This window comes from Leclercia sp. TB492 (genome assembly GCF_049974505.2).
Taxonomy (GTDB): Bacteria; Pseudomonadota; Gammaproteobacteria; order Enterobacterales; family Enterobacteriaceae; genus Enterobacter; species Enterobacter adecarboxylatus_C.
The window spans coordinates 380,294-396,016 of the sequence record NZ_CM127572.1; the positions used below are offsets into that span (position 1 = coordinate 380,294).

Here is a 15,723-nt window from a genome sequence, read left to right on the forward strand (position 1 = left end):
GATGATTAATCGCGTTAAAAGTTGGTTGATGGCTGCAACGGTACTGTTTTGTGCGCAGGCCGGGGCGGCAACCTTGTCCGATATTCAGGTGTCCAACGGCGACAATCAGGCCAGGATCACCTTCAGCTTTATGGGCGATCCTGAGTATGCGTTTTCGCAGGACGATAAACGCAGCGTCGCGCTGGATATTAAACAGACCGGCGTCATCAAGGGGCTGCCGCTCCAGTTCAGCGGCAACAACCTGGTGCACAGCATTCGTTCCGGTACACCGAAAGACGATCAGTCCCTGCGTCTGGTGGTCGATTTAACCCAGAACGGCAAGACCCGGGCGGTGAAGCAACAGAACGGCGCGAACTATATGGTGATCTTTACCATCAATGCCGATGCACCGCCGCCGCCTCCTCCTCCTCCGCCAGTGGTGGCGAAGCGGGTGGAAGCACCTGTCGTGGCGCCGCGCCCTTCAGAGCCGGCCCGCAATCCGTTTAAATCCGGCAGCGATCGTATTACCAGCGTCACCAGCAGCAACACGGTGACCCGACCGGCAGCGCAGGCGCGCCAGGTAAACGGTGATAAAGTCATTATTGCGATTGATGCCGGACACGGTGGCGAGGATCCTGGCGCCATCGGGCCTGGTGGGACGCGTGAGAAGAACGTGACCATCGCCATTGCCCGTAAGCTGCGGACCTTGCTGAACGACGACCCGATGTTTAAAGGCGTCCTGACCCGCGACGGCGATTATTTTATCTCGGTCATGGGGCGTTCTGACGTCGCGCGTCAGCAGAATGCCAATTTCCTGGTCTCTGTGCATGCCGATGCCGCTCCCAACCGCAACGCGACGGGGGCATCCGTATGGGTGCTTTCCAACCGTCGCGCTAACAGCGAAATGGCAAACTGGCTTGAGGAACATGAAAAACAATCCGAACTGTTAGGCGGGGCAGGTGATGTGCTGGCGAACAGCCAGTCGGATCCCTACCTGAGTCAGGCGGTACTGGATTTACAGTTCGGCCATTCTCAGCGTGTCGGGTATGATGTGGCGACTAACGTCCTGAATCAGCTGCAAAGCGTCGGTTCTCTGCACAAGCGCCGCCCGGAACATGCCAGCCTGGGCGTGCTGCGTTCGCCTGATATCCCGTCCATTCTGGTGGAAACGGGCTTTATCAGTAATAACGGCGAAGAGCGTTTGCTGGGCAGCGACAGCTACCAGCAGCAGATTGCCGAAGCGATTTATAAAGGCCTGCGTAAGTATTTTGATACGCATCCGCTCCAGTCTGCACCGCAGAGTGGCGCGGGGCAGACCGCCAGCGCCGTATTACCGGGCGAGTCGACCTCGACCAACTAAGGAGATTTCATGCCGATTCAGGTTCTGCCGCCGCAGCTTGCGAACCAAATCGCCGCCGGTGAGGTGGTAGAGCGACCTGCGTCGGTAGTGAAAGAGCTGGTGGAAAACAGTCTCGATGCGGGAGCAACCCGTATCGACATTGATATTGAACGCGGCGGTGCGAAACTTATTCGGATCCGCGATAACGGCTGCGGCATTAAAAAAGAGGAGCTGGCGCTGGCGCTGGCTCGTCACGCAACCAGCAAAATCGCCTCTCTCGACGATCTCGAAGCTATTATCAGTCTCGGTTTCCGCGGCGAAGCGCTGGCCAGTATCAGCTCCGTCTCGCGTCTGACACTCACCTCCCGTACCGCCGAACAGCCGGAAGCCTGGCAGGCTTACGCCGAAGGCAGGGATATGGACGTGACGGTGAAACCTGCCGCACACCCGGTGGGAACGACGCTGGAAGTGCTGGATCTGTTCTACAACACTCCGGCGCGGCGCAAGTTTATGCGCACCGAGAAAACCGAATTCGGCCATATCGACGAGATTATTCGTCGCATCGCCCTGGCGCGTTTCGATGTCACCATCAATCTGAGCCATAACGGCAAGATGATGCGCCAGTACCGCGCCGTGGCGCAGGGTGGGCAGAAAGAGCGCCGGCTGGGCGCCATCTGCGGCACGCCGTTTCTTGAACAGGCGCTGGCCATCGAGTGGCAGCATGGGGATCTTACCCTGCGCGGCTGGGTGGCCGATCCGAAAGCGAGCAGTGCGGCTTTTGCTGAGATCCAGTATTGCTACGTAAATGGGCGCATGATGCGTGACCGTTTGATCAACCATGCTATCCGCCAGGCGTGCGAGGATAAACTCGGTGCCGGAGAGCAGCCCGCTTTTGTACTCTATCTTGAAATCGACCCGCATCAGGTGGATGTGAATGTCCATCCGGCGAAGCATGAGGTGCGTTTTCATCAGTCGCGGCTGGTGCATGACTTTATCTACCAGGGCGTGCTGAGCGTCCTGCAGCAGCAGGCTGAGCCAACTCTCCCGTTGAGTGAGGTGGAGCCTGCGCCGCGTCCCATTCCGGAAAACCGCGTTGCGGCGGGAAGAAACCAGTTTGCCGAACCGGCTGTCGCGCGTGAGCCAGCCGCACCGCGCTTTGCATCCGGCGGCGCAGCCCCTCGCGCGTCGGGCGCCAGCTACCCGCATGCGCAGCCGGGTTATCAGAAGCAGGCGGGGGCGGTCTATCGGACGCTGCTTGATACCCCGGCCCCTGCGCAGAAAACAGAGGATGTCGCGCCTGCGGCCTCTACGCTGGTGGGGCATAGCCAGAGCTTTGGCCGGGTGCTGACCATTGTATCGCCAGATGCGGCCCTGCTGGAGCGTGACGGCCAGCTGGCGCTGTTATCCCTGCCGGTAGCCGAACGCTGGTTAAAACAGGCGCAGCTTGCGCCCGGGCCACACCAGGCCTGTGCCCAGCCGCTGCTGATTCCGGTGCGGATAAAAATCTCAGCGCAAGAGACGCAGGTCATCCAGCGCTATCAAAGGCCGCTGGCTGAAATGGGTATCGAAGTCGTAACCGAAGCGCACCATGTCACGCTTCGGGCGGTGCCTTTACCCTTACGCCAACAAAATTTACAAAACTTGATTCCTGAACTGATAGGCTACCTGGCGCAACAAACGACGTTTGATGCCGCCAACACCGCGCAGTGGATCGCCCGCCAGCTGGCCAGCGAGCATTCGTCGTGGAATATGGCGCAGGCGATCACGGTGCTGGCAGAGGTCGAACGCCTCTGCCCGCAGCTGGTGAAAGCGCCGCCGGGTGGTTTGTTGCAACCTGTAGATCTACATTTGGCGATGAACGCCCTGAAAAATGAGTGACTTGAGTAATACCAGCCTGCCAAAGGCGATATTTTTGATGGGGCCAACGGCCTCCGGTAAAACCGCGTTAGCCATTGAGTTACGTAAAGTTTTGCCAGTAGAGTTGATTAGCGTTGATTCCGCCCTTATTTATCAGGGGATGGATATCGGTACGGCAAAGCCTAACGCAGACGAGTTACGCGCGGCACCGCACCGATTACTGGATATTCTCGACCCGGCGCAGGCTTACTCAGCGGCAGATTTTCGTCGCGATGCGCTGGCCCAGATGGCAGAGATCACCGCAGCAGGACGTATTCCCCTGTTAGTGGGTGGAACAATGCTCTATTTCAAGGCCTTACTGGAAGGGTTGTCGCCATTGCCATCGGCAGACCCGGCGGTAAGAGCAAAGATTGAGCAACAGGCGGCAGAGCAGGGATGGGGTGCGCTGCACGAGCAACTGACTGAGATCGACCCGGTTGCCGCAGCACGTATTCATCCAAATGATCCGCAAAGGCTTTCCCGGGCACTGGAAGTTTTTTTCATTTCGGGTAAAACTTTAACGGAACTGACGCAAACGTCAGGAGAGGCTCTGCCGTATCAGGTGCATCAGTTCGCCATCGCCCCGGCGAGCCGTGAACTGCTCCATCAGCGAATTGAGCAGCGTTTTCATCAGATGTTAGCTTCAGATTTTGAAGCAGAAGTGCGGGCGCTATTTGCCCGTGGAGATTTGCATACGGATATGCCTTCCATTCGTTGTGTGGGTTATCGCCAGATGTGGTCATACATTGAAGGTGAGATTTCACATGATGAAATGGTTTATCGAGGTATTTGCGCCACGAGACAGTTGGCGAAACGCCAGATAACCTGGTTGCGCGGTTGGGACGGTGTTCACTGGTTAGACAGTGAAAAGCCACAACAGGCGTTACATGATGTATTACAGGTTGTTGGTGATATCGCAGACTGAATGTGTACAATTAAGCCGTATCGTGCGCAATTTTTCAGAATCGCAAGGTTCTAAGTACAAAACAAGCATATAAGGAAAAGATAGAATGGCTAAGGGGCAATCTTTACAAGATCCGTTCTTGAACGCACTGCGTCGTGAACGTGTTCCAGTTTCTATTTATTTGGTGAATGGTATTAAGCTGCAAGGTCAGATTGAGTCTTTCGATCAGTTCGTGATCCTGTTGAAAAACACGGTCAGCCAGATGGTCTACAAGCACGCGATTTCTACTGTTGTTCCGTCTCGCCCGGTATCTCATCACAGCAATAACGCTGGCGGCGGTTCCAGTAACTACCATCATGGCAGCAACGCGCAGGGTTCTTCTGCGCCTGCGCAGGACAGTGAAGAAACCGAATAAGGTTACTGGCTGTTATTTCCATATCGGGGAGCCAGGTTTTCTGCGTTCCCCGCTGATCTTTTTTGAGAGGTTTACGCTTGTTTGACCGTTACGATGCCGGTGAGCAGGCGGTGCTGGTACACATCTATTTTTCGCAAGACAAAGATATGGAAGATCTCCAGGAGTTTGAATCTCTGGTCTCTTCCGCCGGTGTCGAAGCAATGCAGGTGATTACCGGTAGCCGTAAAGCGCCGCACCCAAAGTATTTTGTTGGTGAAGGTAAAGCAGTAGAGATTGCGGATGCCGTTAAAGCGACTGGCGCATCAGTCGTGCTTTTTGATCACGCCCTGACGCCGGCCCAGGAACGCAACCTGGAACGTCTGTGTGAATGCCGGGTTATCGATCGGACGGGTTTGATTTTAGACATTTTTGCTCAACGTGCACGTACCCATGAGGGGAAATTGCAGGTTGAGCTGGCGCAGTTGCGCCATCTGGCAACGCGCCTGGTGCGCGGCTGGACACACCTTGAAAGACAGAAAGGCGGGATTGGTTTGCGCGGCCCGGGTGAAACCCAGCTCGAAACCGACCGCCGCTTGTTACGTGGCCGTATAACCCAGATCCTCTCACGGCTCGAAAGAGTGGAGAAGCAACGTGAGCAGGGGCGCCGATCGCGACAAAAAGCAGACATTCCGACGGTGTCGCTTGTCGGTTATACCAACGCAGGTAAATCCACCCTGTTTAACCAGATAACTGAGGCCCAGGTGTATGCCGCAGACCAGCTGTTTGCGACCCTGGATCCGACGCTGCGCCGCATTGACGTGGCGGATGTCGGAGAAACCGTGCTGGCGGATACCGTTGGTTTTATCCGTCATCTGCCGCACGATCTGGTGGCCGCATTTAAAGCCACCCTGCAGGAGACCCGTCAGGCGACGTTGCTGTTGCACGTTATTGACGCTGCGGATGTACGCCTGCAGGAAAACATTGATGCAGTGAATATTGTGCTGGAAGAAATTGACGCGCACGAGATCCCGACGCTGCTGGTAATGAACAAAATCGATATGCTGGACGGCTTCGAGCCGCGTATCGACAGGAATGAAGAGAACATACCGATTCGGGTCTGGCTTTCTGCCCAGACCGGTGTTGGTGTACCACTGCTTTTCCAGGCCTTAACAGAACGTCTTTCCGGTGAAGTGGCTCAGCACACGCTGCGTTTACCGCCCGAGGAAGGCCGACTGCGCAGCCGTTTTTATCAGCTTCAGGCGATAGAAAAAGAGTGGATGGAGGATGACGGCAGCGTGGGGTTGCAAGTGCGTATGCCGATCGTTGACTGGCGTCGCCTCTGTAAACAAGAACCTGCGCTGGTCGACTACGTCGTCTGACCGGAAAGGAGATGCCTGAAGGTTTTTGCCCTTTGGGATACCTGCATCGCAGTGGATGCCCCGGCATGCCAGGCGTTTGAAGGTATATCACCGCATAACAAATATGGAGCACATACATGGCGTGGAATCAGCCCGGTAATAACGGACAAGACCGCGACCCGTGGGGGAGCAGCAATAATCAAGGCGGCAACTCCGGGGGAAATGGCAACAAAGGTGGTCGCGAGCAGGGGCCACCCGATCTGGATGATATCTTCCGCAAGCTGAGTAAAAAGCTGGGCGGTCTTGGCGGTGGTAAAGGCACTGGCGGCGGTACTGGCCAGGGGCCGCGTCCTCATATGGGCGGTCGCGTGGTGACTATTGTTGCGGCAGCAGCCGTAATTATCTGGGCTGCCAGCGGGTTCTACACTATCAAAGAAGCCGAACGCGGTGTTGTTACCCGTTTTGGTAAATTCAGCCATCTGGTTGAGCCAGGCCTGAACTGGAAACCAACCTTTATTGATGACGTCACGGCGGTGAACGTTGAATCGGTGCGTGAGCTGGCGGCATCCGGCGTGATGCTGACATCCGACGAAAACGTGGTGCGCGTTGAGATGAACGTGCAGTACCGCGTCACCGATCCGGAACGCTACCTGTTTAGCGTGGCCAGCGCGGACGACAGCCTGCGTCAGGCTACCGACAGCGCCCTGCGCGGCGTGATCGGCAAATACACCATGGACCGCATCCTGACTGAAGGTCGTACCGTTATTCGTAGCGATACCCAACGCGAGCTGGAAGAGACTATTCGTCCGTACAACATGGGTATCACCCTGCTGGACGTTAACTTCCAGGCTGCTCGTCCACCGGAAGAGGTGAAAGCGGCGTTTGACGATGCCATTGCTGCCCGTGAAAACGAACAGCAGTACATCCGTGAAGCAGAAGCCTACACCAACGAAGTACAGCCGCGTGCGAACGGCCAGGCCCAGCGTATTCTCGAAGAGGCGCGTGCTTATAAGACGCAGACCGTGCTGGAAGCACAGGGTGAAGTGGCTCGCTTTGCGCGCATCCTGCCAGAATATAAAGCGGCTCCGGAAATTACCCGTGAGCGTCTCTATATCGAGACCATGGAGAAAGTGCTAAGCCATACTCGTAAGGTACTGGTTAATGACAGCAAAAATGGCAACCTGATGGTTCTGCCGCTGGATCAGATGCTGAAAGGCGGTAACGCTCCGGCGAAAAACGATAACAGCGGTGCCAACAATCTGCTGCGTCTGCCTCCTGCCTCATCAGGCAGCGCCAGCGCGAACACAACGCCTTCTTCTAACGATGGTGACATTATGGACCAACGCCGTGCTAACGCGCAGCGTAACGACTACCAGCGTCAGGGGGAATAAGGATGCGTAAGTCAGTTATTGCGATCATCATTATCGTACTGGTCGTGCTTTACACCTCGATCTTTGTGGTGAAAGAGGGCGAGCGAGGGATTAAATTCCAGTTCAGCAGCGTCGTGCGTGACGGTGACAAGCGTCCGGTGATCTATGAGCCGGGCCTGCACTTTAAGGTTCCTTTTATCCAGTCCGTGAAAACGCTTGATGCGCGTATCCAGACGATGGATAACCAGGCCGACCGTTTCGTGACTAAAGAGAAGAAAGACCTGATCGTTGATTCTTACATCAAATGGCGTATCAGTGATTTCAGCCGCTACTTCCTGGCAACAGGCGGCGGTGACGTCTCTCAGGCGGAAGTTCTGCTGAAACGTAAGTTCTCTGACCGTCTGCGTTCTGAGATTGGTCGTCTGGATGTGAAAGACATCGTGACCGACTCCCGTGGTCGTCTGACCCTGGAAGTGCGCGATGCGCTGAACTCTGGATCCGCAGGCACAGAAGATGAAGTCGAAACACCGGCAGCAGACGATGCGATTGCCAAAGCCGCCGAGCGCGTTCAGGCTGAAACCAACGGCAAAGTGCCGGTGATCAACCCGAACAGTATGGCTGCGCTGGGTATTGAAGTGGTTGACGTGCGTATCAAGCAGATCAACCTCCCGGCCGAGGTGTCTGAAGCGATCTACAACCGTATGCGCGCTGAGCGTGAAGCGGTAGCCCGTCGCCATCGTTCACAGGGTCAGGAAGAGGCTGAGAAGCTTCGCGCAACGGCAGACTATGAAGTCACTAAAACGCTGGCGGAAGCTGAGCGTCAGGGTCGTATAATGCGTGGTGAAGGTGATGCTGAAGCGGCAAAACTGTTCGCCGATGCGTTCAGCCAGGATCCAGACTTCTACGCCTTTATCCGTAGCCTGCGCGCTTACGAAAGTAGCTTCCAGAGCAACCAGGATGTGATGGTGCTGAGCCCGGACAGCGATTTCTTCCGCTATATGAAATCACCGGCAACCAGTCGCTAAAACTAAAATGGCGCCTCACTGAGGCGCCATTTTTTTTACCACAAAAGTAAGGTTTAGTTACCCAGCAGTTTATTCAGCAGGCCGCCGACAATTGGCAGGCTTGCCAGGGTTGATTCAATCATACCACCCACAGTAGAACCAATGGTTGAACCCACTTTTTCTCCCAGGTCCGGGGCGATAGTGGAAAGATTAACGGTGCCAATCAGCGGCAGGTCAACACTCAGCAGATCGGTACCCATTGACCATGCAGCAGTCCCAATTTTGCTACCTAAAGAAGCCAGACCATCCTGCAGCCAGCCAGCACCGCTGACACATTCAATTTCAAACGCTGTTAATTCTTTCATTATAATCATCCTAATTATTTAGTTATTTAGCTCCGCCCTCTGGCGGCGCGAAACGATCCTGACAACCTTTGAAATATTCAGCAATACCAGTGGGTTGTGAATTTTATCTCATCTCTTTGAATCACATTGGCGCATAACAGAAAGCGGTAATATCTGAAGATGAAATAGATATTGTGACTATTTCAACACGGCATTATTTCGTCTCTACCGCACCGCTTGTGATAAGAATCGGTCTGTCACACAAGATATTGAGGTAATCGTTTAACTGCTGATGAACCCGTCAATTTCGACGAAATTTGTATACAAAAAAAGCTGAACATCATCAAAACCGATGGTAGAATCCATTTTTAAGCAATCGGTGATTTTGAAAAATGGGTAACAACGTCGTCGTACTGGGCACCCAATGGGGTGACGAAGGTAAAGGGAAGATCGTCGATCTTCTGACTGAACGTGCTAAATTTGTTGTGCGTTATCAGGGTGGTCACAACGCGGGCCATACTCTCGTAATCAACGGTGAAAAAACCGTCCTCCATCTTATTCCATCAGGCATTCTGCGTGACAATGTGACCAGCATCATCGGTAACGGTGTTGTGCTGTCTCCTGCTGCGCTGATGAAAGAGATGAAAGGCCTGGAAGACCGTGGCATCCCGGTTCGCGAACGTCTGCTGCTCTCCGAAGCCTGTCCGCTGATCCTCGACTACCACGTTGCGCTGGACCTGGCTCGTGAAAAAGCGCGTGGTGCGAAAGCGATCGGTACCACCGGTCGTGGTATCGGCCCGGCTTACGAAGATAAAGTTGCCCGTCGCGGTCTGCGCGTTGGCGACCTGTTCGACAAAGCCACCTTTGCTGAAAAACTGAAAGAAGTGATGGAATATCACAACTTCCAGCTGGTGAATTTCTATAAAGTTGACGCGGTTGACTACCAGAAAGTACTGGACGATGTGATGGCGGTTGCCGACATCCTGACCGGTATGGTTGTTGATGTTTCCGATTTGCTGGACCAGGCGCGTCAGCGTGGCGATTTCGTCATGTTCGAAGGTGCGCAGGGTACGCTGCTGGATATCGACCACGGTACCTATCCGTACGTAACTTCCTCAAACACCACCGCGGGTGGCGTGGCAACCGGCTCTGGCCTGGGCCCACGTTATGTGGATTACGTTCTGGGTATCATCAAAGCTTACTCCACTCGCGTGGGTGCAGGTCCATTCCCGACCGAGCTGTTTGATGACATCGGCGAGTTCCTCTGCAAGCAGGGTAACGAGTTTGGCGCGACCACCGGTCGTCGTCGTCGTACTGGCTGGCTGGATGCGGTTGCTGTGCGCCGTGCGGTGCAGATTAACTCCCTGTCTGGCTTCTGCCTGACCAAACTGGACGTCCTGGACGGCCTGAAAGAAGTGAAAATCTGCGTTGCCTATCGTATGCCGGATGGCCGCGAAGTGACCACCACTCCGCTGGCAGCTGACGACTGGCAGGGCATTGAGCCGATCTACGAAACCATGCCAGGCTGGTCTGAAACCACCTTCGGCGTGAAAGAGCGTAGCGGCCTGCCGCAGGCGGCACTGGATTATATCCAGCGCATTGAAGAACTGACCGGTGTGCCGATTGATATTATCTCTACCGGCCCGGACCGTAGTGAAACGATGATTCTGCGCGATCCGTTCGACGCATAATGATGGTTTTGCCCGGCAGCGTTGCGCTTGCCGGGCTTACAAAACCCCATCGTAGGCCGGATAAGCATCGCGTATCCGGCTTTTTCCTTCTCCTTCCCTCCTTTCAGTTTAAATAAATTCGCCGTTGACTATCTGGCTGGTTTATCATCATTAATGAATATCTCTGCGGATACACCGCGATTTACCCTTTTCCTGAGGTTGATGTGCAGTTAACAAGTTTCACCGATTACGGATTACGCGCGCTGATCTACATGGCGTCGTTACCCGATGGGCAGATGACCAGTATCTCTGAGGTGACAGAGGTGTACGGTGTGTCCCGTAATCATATGGTCAAAATAATCAATCAACTTAGCCGTGCCGGATATGTTGCTGCCGTCCGAGGGAAAAATGGCGGCATCCGCCTCGGTAAACCGGCACAGAGTATTCGTGTTGGCGATGTGGTACGTGAACTGGAGCCGTTGTCTCTGGTGAACTGCAGCAGCGAGTTCTGCCACATTACCCCCGCCTGTCGTCTGAAACAGGCGCTTTCTAAGGCCGTGCAAAGTTTTCTCATGGAGCTGGATAACTACACGCTGGCCGATTTGGTTGAAGAGAATCAACCGCTGTATAAATTATTGCTGGTGGAATGAAGAAAATTTCCACCGGAGATGACAACGGAGGAACCGATATGTCACAAGATCCTTTCCAGGAACGCGAAGCTGAAAAATACGCTAATCCTATCCCAAGCCGCGAGTTCATCATTGAACACTTAACTAAACGCGAAAAACCCGCTAATCGTGAAGAACTTGCCGTTGAATTAAACATTGAAGGCGAAGAGCAAATTGAAGCCCTTCGCCGTCGTCTGCGCGCTATGGAGCGTGACGGACAACTGGTCTTTACCCGTCGTCAGTGCTATGCCCTGCCTGAACGTCTCGACCTGCTGAAAGGCATGGTGATTGGCCACCGTGATGGTTTCGGCTTCCTGCGCGTCGAAGGCCGCAAGGACGACCTGTACCTTTCCTCTGAACAGATGAAGATGTGCATTCACGGTGACCAGATCCTGGCCCAGCCGCTGGGCGCCGATCGTAAAGGTCGTCGTGAGGCGCGCGTGGTGCGCGTGCTGGTGCCGAAAACCAGCCAGATCGTGGGCCGCTACTTCACCGACGCCGGTGTCGGTTTTGTGGTGCCGGACGACAGTCGTCTGAGTTTTGACATCCTGATTCCGCCGGAAGAGGTGATGGGCGCGCGGATGGGCTTTATGGTGGTTGTTGAACTGACCCAGCGTCCAACCCGCCGTACCAAAGCGATCGGTAAGATCGTCGAAGTGCTGGGCGATAACATGGGCACCGGCATGGCCGTGGACATGGCGCTGCGTACCCACGAAATTCCGTACGTCTGGCCAAAAGCGGTTGAAGAGCAGGTTGAAGGCCTGAAAGAGCAGGTACCGGAATCGGCAAAAGCGGGTCGGGTGGATCTGCGCAGCCTGCCGCTGGTCACTATCGATGGCGAAGACGCCCGCGACTTCGATGACGCCGTCTACTGCGAGAAAAAACGCGGCGGGGGCTGGCGCCTGTGGGTGGCGATTGCGGATGTGAGCTATTACGTTCGGACCGGCACCCCGCTGGATGGTGAAGCCCGCAACCGTGGCACCTCGGTTTACTTCCCGTCGCAGGTTGTGCCGATGCTGCCGGAAGTGCTCTCCAACGGTTTATGCTCGCTCAACCCGCAGGTTGACCGTCTGTGCATGGTGTGTGAAATGACCATCTCCACCAAAGGGCGTTTAACCGGCTACAAATTCTATGAAGCGGTGATGAGTTCACATGCTCGCCTGACCTACACCAAAGTGTGGCATATGCTGCAGGGTGACCAGGATCTGCGTGAACAGTATGCGCCGCTGGTGAAGCATATCGAAGAGCTGCATAACCTCTATAAAGTGCTGGATCAGGCGCGTGAAGAGCGCGGCGGTATCTCATTTGAGAGTGAAGAGGCGAAGTTCATCTTCAACGCCGAACGTCGCATCGAGCGGATTGAACAGACCCAGCGTAACGATGCGCACAAGCTGATTGAAGAGTGCATGATCCTGGCGAACATCTCCGCGGCGCGCTTCGTTGAGAAGGCCAAAGAGCCGGCGCTGTTCCGTATTCACGATAAACCGACCACCGAAGCCATCACCTCGTTCCGTACCGTGCTGGCGGAGCTGGGCCTTGAGCTGCCGGGCGGCAACAAACCCGAGCCGCGCGATTACGCCGAGCTGCTGGAGTCCATCAGCGATCGTCCTGACGCAGAAATGCTGCAAACCATGCTGCTGCGCTCCATGAAGCAGGCGATTTACGATCCGGAAAACCGCGGCCACTTCGGCCTGGCATTGCAGTCATACGCCCACTTTACTTCGCCGATCCGCCGTTACCCGGACCTCTCCCTGCACCGCGCCATTAAATATCTGCTGGCGCAGGAGCAGGGTCATAAGGGCAACACCACGGAAACCGGGGGTTACCACTACTCCATGGAAGAGATGCTGCAGCTGGGCCAGCACTGTTCGATGGCGGAACGCCGCGCGGATGAAGCGACCCGTGATGTTGCTGACTGGCTGAAGTGTGACTTCATGCTGGATCAGGTCGGGAACGTGTTTAAGGGAGTGATTGCCAGCGTTACCGGCTTTGGCTTCTTTGTGCGTCTTGATGAACTGTTCATTGATGGTCTGGTGCATGTCTCCAGCCTGGATAATGACTACTACCGTTTTGACCAGGTCGGCCAGCGTCTGATTGGCGAATCGGGCGGTCAAACCTATCGTCTGGGCGATCGCGTGGAAGTGAAGGTTGAAGCCGTCAACATGGACGAGCGCAAGATTGATTTCAGCCTGATCTCCAGCGAGCGTGCGCCGCGCAACCTGGGTAAAACCGAGCGTGAGAAAGCGAAGAAAGGGACTGCCGGTAAAACCAGCGGCAAACGACGTCAGGCCGGTAAAAAGGTAAACTTCGAGCCGGACAGCGCCTTCCGCGGCGAGAAAAAACAGAAGCCGAAGGCCGCGAAGAAAGAAGCCAGAGCAGCGAAAAAGCCCTCGGCTAAATCCCAGAAAATCGCCGCCGCGACCAAAGCGAAGCGCGCAGCGAAGAAAAAAGTAGCAGAATAATTTTCCCTGACCTTGATCCTCTCCCTTTTGGGAGAGGAGAACAGTAATTAATGAGAATCATCAATGAGTGAAATGATTTACGGCATCCATGCGGTGCAGGCCCTGCTGGAGCGCGCACCGGAGCGTTTTCAGGAAGTATTTATTCTGAAAGGGCGTGAAGACAAACGCCTGATGCCGCTGATCCATGCCCTGGAAGCGCAGGGCGTGGTGATCCAGCTGGCGAACCGTCAGTATCTGGATGAGAAAAGCGAAGGCGCGGTACACCAGGGGATCATCGCCCGCGTGAAGCCGGGCCGCCAGTATCAGGAAAACGATCTGCCGGATCTCATCGCAACTCTGGATAATCCGTTCTTCCTGATCCTCGACGGCGTGACCGATCCGCACAACCTCGGTGCCTGCCTGCGCAGCGCCGATGCGGCGGGTGTCCACGCGGTGATCGTGCCTCGGGACCGTTCCGCACAGCTCAACGCGACGGCCAAAAAAGTGGCCTGTGGCGCGGCGGAAAATGTGCCGCTGATCCGCGTGACCAACCTGGCGCGCACCATGCGTCAGCTGCAGGAAGAAAATATCTGGATCGTGGGTACCGCGGGTGAAGCGGACCATACCCTGTTCCAGAGCAAAATGACCGGCCGCATGGCGCTGGTGATGGGTGCCGAAGGCGAAGGTATGCGTCGTCTGACCCGCGAGCACTGCGACGAGCTGATCAGCATTCCGATGGCGGGCAGCGTTTCGTCCCTGAACGTCTCCGTAGCAACCGGCATCTGCCTGTTTGAAGCGGTGCGCCAGCGCGGGTAGCCTGTTGTGCCGGGTGGCGGCTTCGCCTTACCCGGCCTACAAAAGCTCGATTCCGTAGGCCGGGTAAGCGCAGCGCCACCCGGCACATACCTCACTCCTCCAGCGACCGCAAATGGTCATCCTTCCTGAGCGTCATCAGCGCCACAATACTCACCACCGCCGTCGCCATGACGTAATACGCCGGAATATCCAGATTCCCGGTCTCTTTTATCAGTCCGGTAATGATTAAGCCCGCGCACCCCGAAAATATGGCGTTCGACAGTGAATAAGCCAGCCCCAGCCCGGTATAGCGCACTCGCGTCGGGAACATCTCTGACAACATGGCGGGTCCTGGCCCTGCCAGCATCCCCACCAGTCCACCGGCAATCAGCACCACTATCGCTTTCACCGCCAGGGTGCTGGATTCCGCCTGCAAAATTTTCAGCAGCGGCAGGGCAAGGATCAGCAGCAGTGCGGCGGCAATCACCATTACCGTGCGCCGTCCGATGCGGTCACTTAGGATCCCCGACGGAATAATGGTCAGCGCAAAGCCGATATTGGAGATCACCGCAATCAGTAGCGCCTGGTTAAAGCCGGTATGCAGGGCTGATTGCAGATAGGCGGGCATGATCACCAGATAGGTATAGCCCGCGGCAGACCAAACCATCACCCGGCCGATCCCCATCACGATGGCCTTCAGGGTGTCACCGGTCCGCGCCTTCACCGCCACCGGTTTGGTTTGCTGTTTCACGAAGCTCGGCGTCTCTTCCATGCTCACCCGCAGCCACAGGGCCACCGCCCCCAGCGGCAGGGCGATAAAGAACGGGATGCGCCAGCCCCAGTCGTGTAAAGCTTCTGGCGTCAGCAACGCCGAGAGCAGCGCCACGATCCCCGCCCCGGCCAGCAGACCCAGCGCAACGGTAAAGGACTGCCATGCGCCGTACAGTCCGCGTTTGCCGCGTGGAGCGAACTCGGTCATCAGCGACACTGCGCCGCCATACTCGCCGCCGGCGAACAGCCCCTGCAGGATCCGCAGGCCGGTGATGAGCAGCGGCGCGGCAATGCCGATACTGGCATACACCGGCACGACGCCGATCGCCGCCGTGGCCAGGGTCATCATCACCAGCACGACGATCAGCGTGGGCTTGCGCCCGATACGATCGCCGAGCCGCCCGAAGACGATGGCACCCAGCGGACGGAAGAAAAAGGCGATAGCAAAAGAGGCGTAGGTGAGGATCAGGCTGGTCAGCCCGGCCTCACCGCTGAGCTGGAAAAAGTTTTTTGCAATCACGGTGGCCAGAAAACCGTACACCGCAAATTCATACCATTCGATAAAGTTACCAATAGAGCCAGCAACTAAAGCACGCTTATGGGCATCCGGCGCCCGCTGAGTGGATTGCATCGTTATTCTCTCCATGAGGGTAAGAATAAATTATTCACCATAAAAACAGATGGGAAATTTATTATTCGTTCATTGTGTGAGCTAATTCACGCTTGCAAAGGGCGATATTTTGCGACCGCTTTCGTGCAGCGTCTGCCCGCTCTGTCCATAATTACCTCA

At 55.7% G+C, this 15,723-nt stretch carries 13 protein-coding genes; 11 read left to right on the forward strand and 2 right to left on the reverse strand.

Annotated elements, in window-relative coordinates; translation table 11 throughout:
- Position 1 precedes the first annotated feature (1 nt).
- From amiB to hflC, 7 genes are all read left to right on the forward strand, one after another.
- A complete protein-coding gene (gene amiB / locus ACP4QI_RS01780; protein ID WP_426495427.1) occupies positions 2-1,339 on the forward strand; it encodes an N-acetylmuramoyl-L-alanine amidase AmiB in 1,338 nt (445 codons plus the stop codon).
- 9 nt (positions 1,340-1,348) lie between these two features.
- Positions 1,349-3,196 (forward strand): DNA mismatch repair endonuclease MutL, encoded by a 1,848-nt coding sequence (mutL, locus tag ACP4QI_RS01785; protein WP_426495428.1) that lies wholly within the window; start codon positions 1,349-1,351, stop codon positions 3,194-3,196.
- Positions 3,189-4,139: a tRNA (adenosine(37)-N6)-dimethylallyltransferase MiaA gene (miaA, locus tag ACP4QI_RS01790; protein WP_142487953.1), complete on the forward strand. Its 951-nt coding sequence runs from the start codon at positions 3,189-3,191 to the stop codon at positions 4,137-4,139. The genes mutL and miaA overlap by 8 nt, the downstream gene beginning before the upstream one ends.
- Before the next feature lie 85 nt (positions 4,140-4,224).
- The gene (hfq, locus tag ACP4QI_RS01795; RefSeq protein WP_032616179.1) at positions 4,225-4,533 is read left to right on the forward strand and encodes an RNA chaperone Hfq; all 309 of its coding nucleotides are present in this window, start codon (positions 4,225-4,227) and stop codon (positions 4,531-4,533) included.
- A 77-nt stretch (positions 4,534-4,610) separates the two neighbouring features.
- Positions 4,611-5,891: a ribosome rescue GTPase HflX gene (hflX, locus tag ACP4QI_RS01800; RefSeq protein WP_142487954.1), complete on the forward strand. Its 1,281-nt coding sequence runs from the start codon at positions 4,611-4,613 to the stop codon at positions 5,889-5,891.
- Positions 5,892-6,007: 116 nt separating this feature from the next.
- Positions 6,008-7,261, forward strand: a complete 1,254-nt coding sequence (gene hflK, locus ACP4QI_RS01805; RefSeq protein WP_142487955.1) for an FtsH protease activity modulator HflK — start codon at positions 6,008-6,010, stop codon at positions 7,259-7,261.
- A 2-nt stretch (positions 7,262-7,263) separates the two neighbouring features.
- Positions 7,264-8,265 (forward strand): protease modulator HflC, encoded by a 1,002-nt coding sequence (gene hflC, locus ACP4QI_RS01810; protein ID WP_285130449.1) that lies wholly within the window; start codon positions 7,264-7,266, stop codon positions 8,263-8,265.
- A 53-nt stretch (positions 8,266-8,318) separates the two neighbouring features.
- Here hflC and ACP4QI_RS01815 read toward each other — a convergent pair whose 3' ends face one another.
- Positions 8,319-8,609, reverse strand: a complete 291-nt coding sequence (locus ACP4QI_RS01815; protein WP_142487957.1) for a hypothetical protein — start codon at positions 8,607-8,609, stop codon at positions 8,319-8,321.
- Between the two features lie 371 nt (positions 8,610-8,980).
- Here ACP4QI_RS01815 and ACP4QI_RS01820 point away from each other — a divergent pair, with 371 nt between their 5' ends.
- From ACP4QI_RS01820 to rlmB, 4 genes are all read left to right on the forward strand, one after another.
- Positions 8,981-10,279 carry an adenylosuccinate synthase gene (locus ACP4QI_RS01820; RefSeq protein WP_231313240.1) on the forward strand — a complete coding sequence of 433 codons (1,299 nt, stop codon included), beginning with the start codon at positions 8,981-8,983 and terminating at the stop codon, positions 10,277-10,279.
- A gap of 203 nt (positions 10,280-10,482) precedes the next feature.
- The gene (gene nsrR / locus ACP4QI_RS01825; RefSeq protein ID WP_142487959.1) at positions 10,483-10,908 is read left to right on the forward strand and encodes a nitric oxide-sensing transcriptional repressor NsrR; all 426 of its coding nucleotides are present in this window, start codon (positions 10,483-10,485) and stop codon (positions 10,906-10,908) included.
- A gap of 38 nt (positions 10,909-10,946) precedes the next feature.
- Positions 10,947-13,388 carry a ribonuclease R gene (gene rnr, locus ACP4QI_RS01830; protein ID WP_426495429.1) on the forward strand — a complete coding sequence of 814 codons (2,442 nt, stop codon included), beginning with the start codon at positions 10,947-10,949 and terminating at the stop codon, positions 13,386-13,388.
- Positions 13,389-13,451: 63 nt separating this feature from the next.
- The gene (gene rlmB / locus ACP4QI_RS01835; RefSeq protein WP_142487961.1) at positions 13,452-14,183 is read left to right on the forward strand and encodes a 23S rRNA (guanosine(2251)-2'-O)-methyltransferase RlmB; all 732 of its coding nucleotides are present in this window, start codon (positions 13,452-13,454) and stop codon (positions 14,181-14,183) included.
- Between the two features lie 91 nt (positions 14,184-14,274).
- Here rlmB and ACP4QI_RS01840 read toward each other — a convergent pair whose 3' ends face one another.
- Positions 14,275-15,564: an MFS transporter gene (locus ACP4QI_RS01840; protein WP_231313238.1), complete on the reverse strand. Its 1,290-nt coding sequence runs from the start codon at positions 15,562-15,564 to the stop codon at positions 14,275-14,277.
- Positions 15,565-15,723: the final 159 nt, after the last annotated feature.

Excerpts from the sequence above, each read along its gene's own strand:
- hflK (WP_142487955.1), top strand. The coding sequence starts at position 6,008 with ATGGCGTGGAATCAGCCCGGTAATAACGGACAAGACCGCGACCCGTGG.
- ACP4QI_RS01815 (WP_142487957.1), bottom strand. The coding sequence starts at position 8,609 with ATGAAAGAATTAACAGCGTTTGAAATTGAATGTGTCAGCGGTGCTGGC.
- ACP4QI_RS01840 (WP_231313238.1), bottom strand. The coding sequence starts at position 15,564 with ATGCAATCCACTCAGCGGGCGCCGGATGCCCATAAGCGTGCTTTAGTT.
- ACP4QI_RS01820 (WP_231313240.1), top strand. The coding sequence starts at position 8,981 with ATGGGTAACAACGTCGTCGTACTGGGCACCCAATGGGGTGACGAAGGT.
- hflC (WP_285130449.1), top strand. The coding sequence starts at position 7,264 with ATGCGTAAGTCAGTTATTGCGATCATCATTATCGTACTGGTCGTGCTT.
- mutL (WP_426495428.1), top strand. The coding sequence starts at position 1,349 with ATGCCGATTCAGGTTCTGCCGCCGCAGCTTGCGAACCAAATCGCCGCC.
- miaA (WP_142487953.1), top strand. The coding sequence starts at position 3,189 with ATGAGTGACTTGAGTAATACCAGCCTGCCAAAGGCGATATTTTTGATG.
- hfq (WP_032616179.1), top strand. The coding sequence starts at position 4,225 with ATGGCTAAGGGGCAATCTTTACAAGATCCGTTCTTGAACGCACTGCGT.
- rlmB (WP_142487961.1), top strand. The coding sequence starts at position 13,452 with ATGAGTGAAATGATTTACGGCATCCATGCGGTGCAGGCCCTGCTGGAG.
- rnr (WP_426495429.1), top strand. The coding sequence starts at position 10,947 with ATGTCACAAGATCCTTTCCAGGAACGCGAAGCTGAAAAATACGCTAAT.
- amiB (WP_426495427.1), top strand. The coding sequence starts at position 2 with ATGATTAATCGCGTTAAAAGTTGGTTGATGGCTGCAACGGTACTGTTT.